The organism is Pseudomonas sp. Ost2 (assembly GCF_018326065.1).
GTDB lineage: Bacteria > Pseudomonadota > Gammaproteobacteria > Pseudomonadales > Pseudomonadaceae > Aquipseudomonas > Aquipseudomonas gingeri.
Window position 1 is genome coordinate 5,435,802 of sequence record NZ_AP021904.1, and the last position, 12,507, is coordinate 5,448,308.

Consider the following 12,507-nt stretch of genomic DNA (forward strand, 5'->3'; position numbering starts at 1 on the left):
GCGAATGAAAAGACTTTTGCAGGGGCTGGTCCTGGCGTGCCTGGCGCTCTCGATCCCGGTGTGGGCACAGGAAGTGAAAATCGATATCAAGGAATTCATGTTCGGGCCCAAGGACCTGACCGTCGCGCCCGGCACCAGGGTGACCTGGGTCAACGACGACCAGGTCCCCCATACGGTGGCCGAAACCCACAAGCTGTTCCGCTCGGGCGCTCTGGACACCAACGACAGTTTTTCCTATGAGTTCAAGACGGCGGGCACCTATGAGTACTTCTGTGCCCTGCATCCGCAGATGATTGGCAGGATAATCGTCAGCCCCTGAGGGGGGGAGCCGACGTACTGGCCTGCGCCGTTCGGGGGCTGACGAATGGGCGTCAAACGGGGGCGAAAAAAATCTTTCTGTCATTTGTACTGCTGTATCCTGCCCAGGCTTTTTAAAAGCGCGGATCTACCCAGCGATTTAAAAAACAGACCTTGCGAGGAGCGACGACGATGCACGAGATACCCAACTTCCCCTTCCCAAGCCTGCACGAGACTGAGCAGAAAACCCCGCAACAAGCCAGTGCCCAACAGCCTGAAAAGACCGAGGCCGCAGAAAGCCTCAAGGCCGACAGCAAAGACTGAAACGCCTGGAACGCTGGCCGTGTGAAAAACCGCCCTCGGTGTTTTTCACACAGCCAGACACAGCCATCGCTCCCCGGACCACGACGTGACCGACACTTTCGACGAAACCCAAGCCAGCGTACTGATCGGCACCGCCGAAAAAATGATCGAGCTGTGGAACAACCTCAGCCCGGAAAAACAGGCCGTCCTGCTCGCCCGTTTCGGCAACCAGGAGAATGCCCTGGCCGCCCTGGTCACCACCCGGCTGTTGGCACCCGCCCAATCCTGAGCGCTCACCGCCCGGTATTTTTTTCGATTAGACGCCCTGCAAGCCGCCTCCCGCCGCTATCATAAGCAACCTATCTTTCTTCTTCGCTGTCAGGGTGCCCGTTTTGCCTTCGCCAGAAACCCAGCGTCCCCTCGCGGTCACGCTGCAAGTTGTCTCCATCGTCCTGTTTACCTTTATCGGCTACCTGAACATCGGCATCCCGCTGGCCGTGCTGCCGGGCTATGTCCACAGCGAACTGGGCTTCGGCGCGGTCATCGCCGGGCTGGTGATCAGCGTGCAGTACCTCGCCACCCTGCTCAGTCGCCCTTATGCCAGTCGGGTCATCGATAACCTGGGCAGCAAGCCCGCGGTGATGTACGGCCTGGCCGGTTGCGGCCTGAGCGGAATCTTCATGCTGCTGCCGAGCTTTCTCCACGACTGGCCGACCCTGAGCCTGATCAGCCTGCTTATCGGCCGGCTGATCCTGGGCAGCGCCGAAAGCCTGGTGGGCTCCGGCGCGATTGGTTGGGGCATCGGCCGGGTCGGGGCGCAGAACACCGCCAAGGTGATCTCCTGGAACGGTATCGCCAGCTATGGCGCCCTGGCCGTCGGCGCGCCACTGGGGGTACTGATGGTCAACCAGCTGGGATTGTGGAGCATGGGGGTCAGCATCCTGCTGCTGGCCAGCCTCGGATTGCTGCTGGCATGGCCAAAACAGGCCGCGCCGATCGTTGCCGGCGAACGCTTGCCGTTCCTGCATGTGCTTGGCCGCGTCCTGCCCCACGGCACCGGGCTGGCGCTGGGCTCCATCGGCTTCGGCACCATCGCAACCTTTATCACCCTGTATTACGCCACCCAGCACTGGAGCAACGCCGTCCTCTGCCTGAGCCTGTTCGGCGCCAGCTTTATCGGCGCGCGGCTGCTGTTCGGCAACCTGATCAACCGTCTCGGCGGCTTTCGGGTGGCGATTGCCTGCCTGTCGGTGGAAACCCTCGGCCTGTTGCTGCTATGGCTGGCTCCGGATGCCCATTGGGCCCTGGCCGGTGCGGCGCTGAGCGGCTTTGGCTTCTCGCTGGTCTTCCCGGCGCTGGGGGTCGAGGCGGTCAACCTGGTGCCGGCTTCCAGCCGGGGCGCGGCGGTGGGGGCCTATTCGCTGTTTATCGACCTGTCCCTGGGCATCACCGGGCCGCTGGTGGGCGCGATCGCGTCCGGCTTCGGCTTCGCCTCGATCTTCCTGTTCGCCGCGCTGGCCGCGCTTTGCGGGTTGCTGCTGAGCGTTTATCTCTACCACCAGACACCCAAACAGCGCGCGTTGCGGGACAAGACCTGAATCTGGCCGCCGCTCTCAAGAGCCCCCTGAACCCTGTGGGAGCCGGCTTGCCGGCGATGGCGGTCGGATGATCACTACCTGCCTCAGGGGCCTCTTCGCTGGCAAGCCAGCTCCCACAGGCTGGCCGAATCTAGAAATCGACCTTGCCGCGCCCGGCCTTGATCGCGCCGCGCTGGTTCTTGGTCTCCAGCCGGCGCTTCTTCGAACCCAGTGTCGGCTTGGTCGGACGACGCTTCTTCTCGACCCTGGTCGCCGCCAGGATCAACTCCACCAGGCGCTCCAGGGCGTCCGCGCGGTTCTGCTCCTGGGTCCGGTACTGCTGGGCCTTGATCACGATCACCCCGTCACCGGTGATGCGACTGTCACGCAAGGCCAGCAGGCGCTCCTTGTAGAACGGCGGCAGGGACGAGGCCGGAATATCGAAGCGCAGGTGCACTGCGCTGGACACCTTGTTGACGTTCTGCCCGCCGGCGCCCTGGGCACGGATGGCCGTCAGCTCGATCTCGGCATCCGGCAGGTGCACGTTGTTGGAAATCACCAGCATGGGAAAATGCGTCCGACGTCAGGGCGTTCAGGATACCGAAATAACAAACCCGGCACAGGGCCGGGTTCGCTGGATACGACAATGACCTACTTCAGCGACGGTTCTGCCGCCAGCAAGGCCTGCCGGGCGCTACGCTTGTTCTTGATGCCGTAGCAGACCCACATGAACGCCACCCACACCGGAATCGCGTACACCGAGATCTGGATACCCGGGATCATCAGCATGATGCCGAGGATGAACACCACGAACGCCAGGCAGACATAGTTGCCGTAGGGATACCAGAGCGCCTTGAACAACGGCGTCTGCCGCGTGCGGTTCATGTGCTGGCGGAACTTGAAGTGCGAGTAGCTGATCATCGCCCAGTTGATCACCAGGGTCGCGACCACCAGCGACATCAGCAACTCCAGGGCATGCTGCGGGATCAGGTAGTTCATCACCACAGCCACGAAGGTCACCAGCGCCGAAGCGAGGATCGAACGCACCGGCACGCCGCGCTTGTCGATCCGTGCCAGCATCTTCGGCGCATCGCCCTGCTCGGCCATGCCCAGCAGCATGCGGCTGTTGCAGTAGGTGCCGCTGTTGTACACCGAGAGCGCCGCGGTCAGGACCACGAAGTTGAGGATATGCGCGGCGGTGTTGCTGCCCAGCATCGAGAACACCTGGACGAACGGGCTGCCGCTGTAGGCATCGCCGGAAGCGTTCAGGGTGGTCAGCAGGCTGTCCCACGGCGTCAGCGACAACAGCACGACCAGTGCGCCGATATAGAAAATCAGGATCCGGTAGATCACCTGGTTGATGGCCTTGGGAATCACGGTTTTCGGCTTGTCGGCCTCTGCCGCGGTAAAGCCGAGCATCTCCAGGCCGCCAAAGGAAAACATGATGATCGCCATGGCCATGACCAGGCCACTGACGCCATTGGGGAAGAACCCGCCGTGCTCCCACAGGTTGCTCACCGAGGCTTGCGGGCCGCCGTGGCCACTGACCAGCAGATAGCTGCCGAGGGCGATCATGCCGACGATGGCCACCACCTTGATGATTGCGAACCAGAACTCCGCTTCACCGAAGACCTTGACGTTGGCCAGGTTGATCAGGTTGATCAACACGAAGAAAGCCGCCGCCGAGACCCAGGTCGGGACGTCCGGCCACCAGTAGTGGATGTACTTGCCGACCGCGGTCAGCTCCGACATGCCCACCAGGATGTACAGGATCCAGCAGTTCCAGCCCGACAGGAAGCCGGCGAAGCCGCCCCAGTACTTGTGGGCGAAGTGGCTGAAGGAACCGGCCACCGGCTCCTCGACGATCATCTCGCCCAGTTGGCGCATGATCATGAAGGCAATGAAGCCACAGATGGCGTAGCCGAGGATCATCGACGGGCCGGCGGATTTCAGCACCCCGGCGGAACCGAGGAACAGGCCCGTGCCGATGGCACCGCCGAGGGCGATCAATTGGATATGGCGATTTTTCAGGCCGCGTTTCAGCTCGCCCGAAGGGGGGATGGATCCACTCATTACAAAGGGTCTCACGCAAGGTTTGATGAGGTTCGTGGGGCGTCGAGGTATCAGCGATAGGTGATAGACGAAACCGGAGAGACACACACCAGGCCACGGCATGGACGCCAGGCATTCGGAGGGCAGCAGTTGCGGGAAATAGTACGGGTCATGCGTCACCTGTTTGTTTTTATCTGTGACGAAATCGAACCCATCACGCTTGTGGCGCGATGGAGTGAACAAGGCGGATAGCCTTGAGTGTATTGGCCTTCGGGGCATCGCAAGGCAGCCACCGGACAGCACAAAATGCGTGGATACGCAGTTGGGTCACAGTTAAAACGCCGCGCATTGTACACCGCCAGGCCAGCACCGGCAGGCATGGGCGCATCACACCGCGACCGGTGTCGGGGAACAAGGGGGCAGACCGGAGGAAAAAGCCCGGTCGCCCGGACGCTCGGCAACTATTCCTTACGGGGCGCCGGAACGGCTGATTCCAGGGGGTTCGACTGACAAATGCGTCAGTATTGCCTGACACGCCGTAACGAAATTTTTCCACCCAGGCCCGCCAGGAAAGTTGCCGGCAAATTGACGAATGGTGGCTCCCGCCGTCGCTGATTCCTCGTTTGCCCCCTCCAGAGGCGCAAGCGTCCAGGCAAAAAAAAACGCCAATCCGATGATTGGCGTTTTTTATTCCAGCGAGGCGCCGGGCGCTTATTCAGGCTTGCGCCGCCCGAACCCTGGACGCTGACCGGAACCGGCCGGGGCGCCACGGCGCTTGCCCGACGGGGCGTCCTTGTCCACCAGGCTGATGCCAGGACGCTTGGACTTCGGTGCCGGCTTGGCCGGACGCTTGCTGTCCACCGGACGATCCGCCACCGGTGTCCCGCGCGACTCGCCACGGCCTGCCGAACGCGGAGCACGGGGTGCACGCTCACCATCCTGGCGAGGGGCCGGCTTGCGGGCCGGACGTTCGCCTTCGATCTGCGGCTCGCGCGAAGTGCGCTCGGCGCCAGCCGCCGCACCGTTGGCCGGACGCAAGGTGCGCACACGCTCGGTCTTGCCCATCGGACGCGAGGATTTGCGCTGCATCCGCTCCAGCTTGTCCTTGCTCTTGGCGTTCAGTTGCGGCATCGCCACCGGTGTCAGGCCGACCTCGGCACTGAGGATATCGACCTCGTACTGGGTCATTTCACGCCAGCGGCCCATCGGCAGGTCGGAATTCAGGAACACCGGGCCGAAACGCACACGCTTGAGGCGGCTGACCACCAGGCCCTGGGATTCCCACAGACGACGGACTTCGCGGTTGCGACCTTCCATCACCACGCAGTGGTACCAGTGGTTGAAGCCTTCGCCACCCGGCGCCTGCTGGATGTCGGTGAACTTCGCCGGGCCATCCTCGAGGACCACACCGGCCTTGAGCCGCTCGATCATCTCGTCATCGACTTCGCCACGCACACGCACCGCGTATTCACGGTCCATCTCGTAGGACGGGTGCATCAGGCGGTTGGCCAGTTCACCGTCGGTGGTGAACATCAGCAGGCCGGTGGTATTGATGTCCAGGCGACCGATATTGATCCAGCGGCCTTCTTTCGGACGCGGCAGCTTGTCGAACACGGTCGGGCGCCCTTCCGGGTCGTCACGGGTGCAGATTTCACCGTCGGGCTTGTTGTACATGATCACGCGGCGAACCGATTCGGCCGCTTCTTCGCGCTTGATGACCTTGCCATCAATGGTGATGGCGTCGTGCAGGTCGACACGCTGGCCAAGGGTGGCATCTTTGCCATTGACCTTGATCCGGCCTTTGCTGATCCAGCCTTCCACGTCGCGGCGCGAGCCGACGCCGATACGGGCGAGGACCTTCTGCAGTTTTTCGCCTGCTGGGCCGATTTCCTGGCTGTCTTTCTGATCGTTGTCACTCATCTGGGCACCTCCCGGTGTGTCGATTCAGGCCTGGCCTGAAGAGATAAAAAACCTGTTCTGGACGATGGGATCGTCGAAGGGTCGCGAATCATACGCGGATCCGCGGCTTCGCGCATCACAGAGTAGCAGTTTGTCGGCGCACCCCGTCGCGGCAATCAGTCTTCCCACTGGCGCCGTTCGTTCTCGATGGCTTCGGCCAGGGCCTGGGCTTCCGCCTCCTCGTCACTCAACCCGGGCCGGGCGGCGGCGTCCAGTGCGGCGACGGCGGCCAGCAGGCGCTCGCGGGCTTCGGCGGCACCGACCAGATCCTCCTCCGGCTCATCGGGCAGTTCGTCGGAATCCTGCTCGGGCTGCGGTTCATCGAGCGTCTCGACGGCCTGCGCTTCCTCGCCCTCGCCAGGCAGCTCCAGGCCGGGTTCTTCCTGGAACTCCCCGCTCGGCAGCGGGCTATCGCCATCCCTGAGCAAGTCGTCGAAGTCGGTCTTGATGCCTTCCTCCATCGAGTCCAGTTCCAGCAGCAGGGTATGGAAGCTGGTTTCTTCCTTCGGCTCCTCCACCGCCTCCGGATCGGCGCTGGCGTCGGCCAGGGCCTGCAGGCTTTCGGGCACCGGCGCATCCTCGAAGTCGAGCACCGGGTCCGGCTCCAGTTCGCGCAGTTCCGCCAGTGGCGGCAGGTCGTCGAGATTCTTCAGGTTGAAGTGGTCGAGAAAGGCCTTGGTGGTCGCGAACATCGCCGGTTTGCCCGGCACCTCGCGATAACCGACCACCCGGATCCATTCGCGCTCCAGCAGGGTCTTGACGATCTGGCTGTTGACCGCCACCCCGCGCACGTCCTCGATCTCGCCCCGGGTAATCGGCTGGCGATAGGCGATCAGCGCCAGGGTTTCCAGCATCGCCCGGGAATAACGCTGCGGGCGTTCTTCCCACAGCCGGCCGACCCAGGGCGAGAACTTCTCGCGAATCTGCAGGCGATAGCCGGAAGCCACCTCCTTGAGTTCGAAGGCGCGGCCATCGCAGGACTTGGCGAGCAGCGTCAGGGCTTTCTTGAAGACCGGCGGCTCGGGACGCTCGGCTTCCTCGAACAGCTCGTACAGACGCTCCAGGGATTGCGGCTTTCCCGAGGCCAGCAGAAAGGCTTCGAGCAGCGGAGCCAGCTCGCGGGGTTCAGTCAGGTTCATTGATTCGCTCGTTATTCGGCTCGGGCCCGCACATGGATCGCCCCGAAGGGCTCATTCTGCACCAGTTCGACCAGGGATTCCTTGACCAGCTCGAGGATCGCCATGAAGGTCACCACCACGCCGAGCTTGCCTTCCTCGGCGGTGAACAGCTCGACAAACGGCACAAAACCGCCGCCCTTGAGCCGGTCGAGCACATCGCTCATGCGCTCGCGGGTCGACAGTTGCTCACGGCTGACCTGATGGCTTTCGAACATGTCGCCACGACGCAGCACCTCGGCCATGGACAGCAGGACCTCTTCCAGACTGACGTCCGGCAGCAATTTTCGCGCCCGCGCTTCCGGGGCGTCCAGCTTGGGCACGACGACGTCGCGGCCCACCCGGCTCAATTCATCGATGCCTTCGGCCGCCGCCTTGAACCGCTCATATTCCTGCAGGCGACGGATCAGTTCGGCACGCGGGTCGTCCTCTTCCTCCTCGACCTCGGCCGAACGCGGCAGCAGCATGCGCGACTTGATCTCGGCGAGCATGGCCGCCATCACCAGGTATTCGGCCGCCAGTTCCAGGCGCACCGACTGCATCAGCTCGACATAGCCCATGTACTGGCGGGTGATTTCCGCCACCGGGATGTCGAGGATATTGATGTTCTGCTTGCGGATCAGGTACAGCAGCAAGTCCAGCGGGCCTTCGAAGGCCTCGAGGAAGACCTCCAGGGCATCCGGCGGAATATACAGGTCCAGCGGCATTTCCATGACCGCCTGGCCATAGACCATGGCAAAGGGCAGTTCCTGCTGCGCTCCGGCCTGGCTGTCGACCGTTTCAACAGCGGACATTCAGGCCTCGACCATGAAGGGAGCCGGATCGCCGCAACCGACCCGCACCACTTCCGGCTCGCCATCGGCCAGATTGATCACGGTGGACGCCTTGATCCCGCCGAAGCCGCCATCGATGATCAGGTCGACCTGATGTTCGAGCAACTGGCGGATCTCGTAGGGATCGATCATCGGATCGCTGTCGCCGGGCATGATCAGACTCACGCTCATCAGCGGCTCGCCCAGTTCGGCCAACAGCGCCAGGGCAATCGGATGACTGGGGATACGCAGGCCGATGGTGCGTTTTTTCGCGTGCAGCAGCAGCCGCGGCACTTCCCGGGTCGCATTCAGGATAAAGGTGTAGGGCCCTGGCGTATGAGCCTTGAGCAGGCGGAACAGGCCGGTGTCGACCTTGGCGAACAGGCCCAGTTGCGACAGGTCGGCACAGATCAGCGCAAAGTTGTGCTTGTCATCCAGTTGCCGCAACCGCCGCACACGCTCGACCGCATTCTTGTCGCCGATCTGGCAGCCGATGGCATAGGACGAATCGGTCGGATAGATCACGACCCCACCCTTGCGAATGATTTCCACCGCCTGCTTGATCAGGCGCGCCTGCGGGTTTTCCGGATGAATCTGGAAAAATTGACTCACATTTTCTACCTGTTCAGACGCATGCGGTTGTTGGCTGGTCATATTTGAACCGACACCAGAGCGGCGGCAGATCTTCGGGAAGCGGGCGGTACTCACCGATCTCGGACCAGCCTCCAGGGCCATGAAAATCGCTGCCGGCACTGACCAGCAGCCCGAACTCACGGGCCAGGATCGCCAGGCTGCCGACCTGCTCGGCCGGCTGGTGCCCGTTGACCACTTCAAGTGCCTGGCCTCCCGCTTGAATATAGTCGGCAATCAGCTTGCGGCGCTTGCTGCGGGTGAAATCGTAGTGCCAGGGGTGCGCCAGGCTGACCCAGGCGCCGGCCGCGCGCAAGGTGCCGACGGTGTCCTCCAGGGTCGGCCAGTGCAGCTTGACATCCCCCAGCTTGCCGGCCCCCAGCCACTTGCGAAAAGCCTCGGCCCGGTCCTTGACGAAGCCCTCGCGGACCAGGAAGTCGGCGAAATGCGGGCGCGCCGGCGCATTGCCGCTGTCGCCCAGCTCCTGCTGGATCGCCCGCGCGCCGTCCAGCGCACCGGGCATGCCCTTGAGGGCGAGCTTGCGGCTGATTTCCTCGGAGCGCAGCCAGCGTCCCTCGTGCAGCCTGGCGATGGCCTCGACCAGCGCCGGCGCATTGACATCAAAGCCGTACCCCAGCACGTGGATGGTCGCGCCGCCCCAGGTGCAGGACAACTCGACGCCATTGACCAGCCGCATGCCCAGCGCATCCGCCGCGGCCCGGGCCTCGGCAAGGCCCTCCAGGGTGTCATGGTCGGTCAGGGCCAGGACTCGCACGCCTTTCTCGTGCGCACGGGCAACCAGGACCGCGGGCGCGAGGGCGCCGTCGGAAGCCGTGCTATGGCAGTGCAGGTCGATTTCCACGGGAACTGAATAACCTCTAGGTGGCGCTTTCGCTGGCAAGTATGTTTGTTATTATGCCGCTACATCCTGCTTCTGGCTGCCACTGTGAAACAATTCATCGATTTCATCCCGCTGTTCCTGTTTTTCATCGTCTATAAAATCGAACCCCGCATCATCGACATCGCCGGCAACAATGTGACGGTCGGTGGCATCTACAGCGCCACGGCGGTGCTGATCATCAGTTCCCTGGTGGTCTACGGCGCCCTGTTCGTCAAGCAACGCAAGCTGGAGAAAAGCCAGTGGCTGACGCTGGTCGCCTGCCTGGTGTTCGGCAGCCTGACCCTGGCCTTCCACAGTGAAACCTTCCTCAAGTGGAAGGCACCGGTGGTCAACTGGCTGTTCGCCCTGGCCTTTGCCGGCAGCCATTTCATCGGCGACCGCCTGCTGATCAAGCGCATCATGGGGCATGCCCTGAACCTGCCGGACCCGGTCTGGACGCGCCTGAACGTCGCCTGGATCGTGTTCTTCCTGTTCTGTGGCGCGGCCAACCTGTTCGTCGCGTTCACCTTCCAGCAGTACTGGGTGGACTTCAAGGTATTCGGCAGCCTGGGCATGACCCTGCTGTTCCTGATCGGCCAGGGTATCTACCTGTCCCGCCATCTGCACGACGCCGATCCCACCACGCCAAAAACCGAGGACTGACATGCTCTACGCAATCATTGCCACCGACGTCGAGAACTCCCTGGAAAAACGCCTGGCGGCACGTCCGGCGCATATCGAGCGGCTGCAACAGCTCAATGCCGAGGGCCGGGTGATCCTCGCCGGACCGCATCCGGCCATCGACAGCAACGACCCTGGCGCCGCCGGCTTCACCGGCAGCCTGATCGTCGCCGAGTTCGAGTCCCTGGCAGCCGCACAGGCCTGGGCCGAGGCCGATCCGTTCGTCGCCGCCGGCGTCTACGGCCACGTCCTGGTCAAGCCATTCCGCCAATCAATGCCCTGAGCCGGCGCCGGCGCGATGCCCCGCCAGGGATCATCGCGCAGGCAATCGCTCATTATTCTCGTTCGACAGCCGACAACGTTCTGAATACCGATTGGAATCAGGAGTTTCCGATGCGTAAAGGTCCGTTGTGTCTGCTGTGCGTCATGTTATCGATCGGGGCAATCGCCCAGGCTGAAGAAAGCGGCACGGGCAATTCCACGCCCCTGTCCCTGAGCGCCGGAAGCCAGATCACCGATTTGCAGCAACGCCTGAAAGAAAGCGAGCGACAGCGCGAAGAACTGAGCAAGCAGCTGGCCAGCGCCGACGCCGAGCGTGAAAGCGCCCAGCTCAGCCGGTTGCGTCAGGAGAACCAACGCCTCAAGCTGCAACTCAAAGAGGCACAGGCCAACCCTGTTCCCCGCCTGCTGACCGACCAGCAGCAATGGTTTGTCACCGGAGGGGGAGTTGCACTCCTGGCCCTGCTCTGCGGTATCTTCGCCAGTGGCGGGCGCAGACAGCGCCGGCAATGGTTGAATTGAGAGCGCCATCGGGCGATCTGTTATCGAGAACTTCATGAGCGACCTGTTACTGATAGACGATGACCAGGAGCTGTGCGAGCTCCTGACCAGTTGGCTGAGCCAGGAAGGCTTTCAGGTACGTGCCTGCCACGATGGCCTCAGCGCCCGCAAGGCCCTGGCCGACAGCGCCCCGGCGGCGGTGGTGCTGGACGTGATGCTGCCCGACGGCAGCGGCCTCGAGCTGCTCAAGCAGTTGCGCAGCGATCACCCGGAACTGCCGGTGGTGATGCTCTCGGCCCGCGGCGAACCCCTGGACCGTATCCTCGGCCTCGAACTGGGCGCCGACGACTACCTGGCCAAGCCCTGCGACCCTCGGGAACTGACCGCCCGCCTGCGCGCGGTGCTGCGCCGCAGCCACCCGACCGCGACGTCGAGCCAGCTGGAACTGGGCGACCTGTGTTTCAGTCCGGTGCGGGGCGTGGTCACCATCGATCAGCAGGACTTCACCCTCACCGTCTCCGAAAGCCGCCTGCTCGAAGCCCTCCTGCAGCAACCCGGCGAACCGCTGGACAAGCAGGAACTGGCGCAGATCGCCCTGGGTCGCAAGCTGACCCTCTACGATCGCAGCCTGGACATGCACGTCAGCAACCTGCGCAAGAAGATCGGCCCGCATCCCGACGGGCGCCCGCGGATCGTCGCGTTGCGCAGCCGCGGTTATTACTACGCACCGTGAGCCAGCGATGATCCTTGATCGCTCCCACGCTCCAGCGTGGGAACGATCAAAACGCTTTGTAAGTTCTGCCCGAGCCCCTCTTTACCCAAGCTTTACCCTCCGCTGACCGCCGCTGACCTTGATCTCCTTAATCTGTACTCACCCGGACTGACCGGAACCGAGACAAGGAGAAACACCATGCGCAAGACCCTTATCGCCCTGATGTTCGCTGCAGCCCTGCCAACCGTCGCCATGGCCATGCCTGGCAGCGGTGGCCCGATGGACGGCCCACACCATGGCGGCGGCAATCACTGGCGGGCGCCCTACAGCCAACTGGACCTGACCCCTGACCAGCGCCACGCCATCGGCAAGCTGATGGGTGAACAGATGCGCGATCGCAAGATGCTCGCCGAGAAGTACCTGGCCAAGCTCTCGCCGGCCGACCAGACGGCGTTCAAGAACGAACGGGACGCCGCTCGCCAGAAAACCCAGGGCGAAATCCGCGCGCTGCTCAAGCCTGACCAGCAGAAGACCTTCGACGAGATCCAGAAGAAACACGCCGAACGTCGTGCCGAATGGGCCGAATTCAAGGCCTGGAAAGCACAGCAGCCACAAAAAGCGCAATAATCCGCTTCTACCCCGAGCCCGA

The 12,507-nt window shown here is 63.1% G+C and carries 16 protein-coding genes; 9 read left to right on the forward strand and 7 right to left on the reverse strand.

The window, feature by feature from the left end; translation table 11 throughout:
* Positions 1-4: 4 nt before the first annotated feature.
* The 4 genes from KI243_RS23810 to KI243_RS23820 all read left to right on the forward strand — a co-directional run bounded on the left by KI243_RS23810 (position 5) and on the right by KI243_RS23820 (position 2,198).
* A complete protein-coding gene (locus KI243_RS23810; protein WP_042934633.1) occupies positions 5-319 on the forward strand; it encodes a cupredoxin family copper-binding protein in 315 nt (104 codons plus the stop codon).
* A 170-nt stretch (positions 320-489) separates the two neighbouring features.
* The gene (locus KI243_RS33105; protein ID WP_017124472.1) at positions 490-621 is read left to right on the forward strand and encodes a hypothetical protein; all 132 of its coding nucleotides are present in this window, start codon (positions 490-492) and stop codon (positions 619-621) included.
* Between the two features lie 85 nt (positions 622-706).
* Positions 707-889 (forward strand): hypothetical protein, encoded by a 183-nt coding sequence (locus KI243_RS23815; RefSeq protein WP_017124473.1) that lies wholly within the window; start codon positions 707-709, stop codon positions 887-889.
* Positions 890-992: 103 nt separating this feature from the next.
* Positions 993-2,198 (forward strand): MFS transporter, encoded by a 1,206-nt coding sequence (locus tag KI243_RS23820; protein WP_177119694.1) that lies wholly within the window; start codon positions 993-995, stop codon positions 2,196-2,198.
* A 130-nt stretch (positions 2,199-2,328) separates the two neighbouring features.
* Here the strand turns inward: KI243_RS23820 and arfB are convergent, their stop codons facing one another.
* The 7 genes from arfB to KI243_RS23855 form a co-directional block, all read right to left on the reverse strand.
* The gene (gene arfB, locus KI243_RS23825) at positions 2,329-2,742 is read right to left on the reverse strand and encodes an alternative ribosome rescue aminoacyl-tRNA hydrolase ArfB (RefSeq protein ID WP_017124475.1); all 414 of its coding nucleotides are present in this window, start codon (positions 2,740-2,742) and stop codon (positions 2,329-2,331) included.
* Positions 2,743-2,828: 86 nt separating this feature from the next.
* A complete protein-coding gene (locus KI243_RS23830; RefSeq protein WP_017124476.1) occupies positions 2,829-4,250 on the reverse strand; it encodes an amino acid permease in 1,422 nt (473 codons plus the stop codon).
* Positions 4,251-4,940: 690 nt separating this feature from the next.
* On the reverse strand, positions 4,941-6,149 hold the full coding sequence (gene rluB, locus KI243_RS23835) for a 23S rRNA pseudouridine(2605) synthase RluB (RefSeq protein WP_103032648.1): 1,209 nt from the start codon (positions 6,147-6,149) through the stop codon (positions 4,941-4,943).
* Between the two features lie 155 nt (positions 6,150-6,304).
* Complete coding sequence (gene scpB, locus KI243_RS23840; RefSeq protein ID WP_017124478.1) at positions 6,305-7,327, reverse strand: SMC-Scp complex subunit ScpB; 1,023 nt, start codon at positions 7,325-7,327, stop codon at positions 6,305-6,307.
* A gap of 11 nt (positions 7,328-7,338) precedes the next feature.
* Positions 7,339-8,037, reverse strand: a complete 699-nt coding sequence (locus tag KI243_RS23845) for a ScpA family protein (RefSeq protein ID WP_177060501.1) — start codon at positions 8,035-8,037, stop codon at positions 7,339-7,341.
* 120 nt (positions 8,038-8,157) lie between these two features.
* Entirely contained in the window at positions 8,158-8,787 is a 630-nt protein-coding gene (locus tag KI243_RS23850) for an L-threonylcarbamoyladenylate synthase (RefSeq protein WP_017124480.1), read from the reverse strand.
* Between the two features lie 13 nt (positions 8,788-8,800).
* Positions 8,801-9,667, reverse strand: a complete 867-nt coding sequence (locus KI243_RS23855; protein ID WP_017124481.1) for a PHP domain-containing protein — start codon at positions 9,665-9,667, stop codon at positions 8,801-8,803.
* Between the two features lie 84 nt (positions 9,668-9,751).
* Between KI243_RS23855 and KI243_RS23860 the strand changes: the two genes are divergently transcribed.
* From KI243_RS23860 to KI243_RS23880, 5 genes are all read left to right on the forward strand, one after another.
* Positions 9,752-10,348 carry a septation protein A gene (locus KI243_RS23860; RefSeq protein ID WP_177088537.1) on the forward strand — a complete coding sequence of 199 codons (597 nt, stop codon included), beginning with the start codon at positions 9,752-9,754 and terminating at the stop codon, positions 10,346-10,348.
* Position 10,349: 1 nt separating this feature from the next.
* Positions 10,350-10,649 (forward strand): YciI family protein, encoded by a 300-nt coding sequence (locus tag KI243_RS23865; RefSeq protein WP_017124483.1) that lies wholly within the window; start codon positions 10,350-10,352, stop codon positions 10,647-10,649.
* 110 nt (positions 10,650-10,759) lie between these two features.
* Entirely contained in the window at positions 10,760-11,167 is a 408-nt protein-coding gene (locus KI243_RS23870) for a translation initiation factor 2 (protein WP_017124484.1), read from the forward strand.
* A gap of 34 nt (positions 11,168-11,201) precedes the next feature.
* On the forward strand, positions 11,202-11,879 hold the full coding sequence (locus KI243_RS23875; RefSeq protein WP_017124485.1) for a response regulator transcription factor: 678 nt from the start codon (positions 11,202-11,204) through the stop codon (positions 11,877-11,879).
* A 177-nt stretch (positions 11,880-12,056) separates the two neighbouring features.
* The gene (locus KI243_RS23880; protein ID WP_103032647.1) at positions 12,057-12,485 is read left to right on the forward strand and encodes an LTXXQ domain protein; all 429 of its coding nucleotides are present in this window, start codon (positions 12,057-12,059) and stop codon (positions 12,483-12,485) included.
* Positions 12,486-12,507: the final 22 nt, after the last annotated feature.

Coding starts and splice junctions, on each gene's coding strand:
- KI243_RS33105 (WP_017124472.1), top strand. CDS start 490: ATGCACGAGATACCCAACTTCCCCTTCCCAAGCCTGCACGAGACTGAG.
- KI243_RS23870 (WP_017124484.1), top strand. CDS start 10,760: ATGCGTAAAGGTCCGTTGTGTCTGCTGTGCGTCATGTTATCGATCGGG.
- KI243_RS23865 (WP_017124483.1), top strand. CDS start 10,350: ATGCTCTACGCAATCATTGCCACCGACGTCGAGAACTCCCTGGAAAAA.
- KI243_RS23875 (WP_017124485.1), top strand. CDS start 11,202: ATGAGCGACCTGTTACTGATAGACGATGACCAGGAGCTGTGCGAGCTC.
- scpB (WP_017124478.1), bottom strand. CDS start 7,327: ATGAACCTGACTGAACCCCGCGAGCTGGCTCCGCTGCTCGAAGCCTTT.
- KI243_RS23830 (WP_017124476.1), bottom strand. CDS start 4,250: ATGAGTGGATCCATCCCCCCTTCGGGCGAGCTGAAACGCGGCCTGAAA.
- arfB (WP_017124475.1), bottom strand. CDS start 2,742: ATGCTGGTGATTTCCAACAACGTGCACCTGCCGGATGCCGAGATCGAG.
- KI243_RS23880 (WP_103032647.1), top strand. CDS start 12,057: ATGCGCAAGACCCTTATCGCCCTGATGTTCGCTGCAGCCCTGCCAACC.
- KI243_RS23810 (WP_042934633.1), top strand. CDS start 5: ATGAAAAGACTTTTGCAGGGGCTGGTCCTGGCGTGCCTGGCGCTCTCG.
- rluB (WP_103032648.1), bottom strand. CDS start 6,149: ATGAGTGACAACGATCAGAAAGACAGCCAGGAAATCGGCCCAGCAGGC.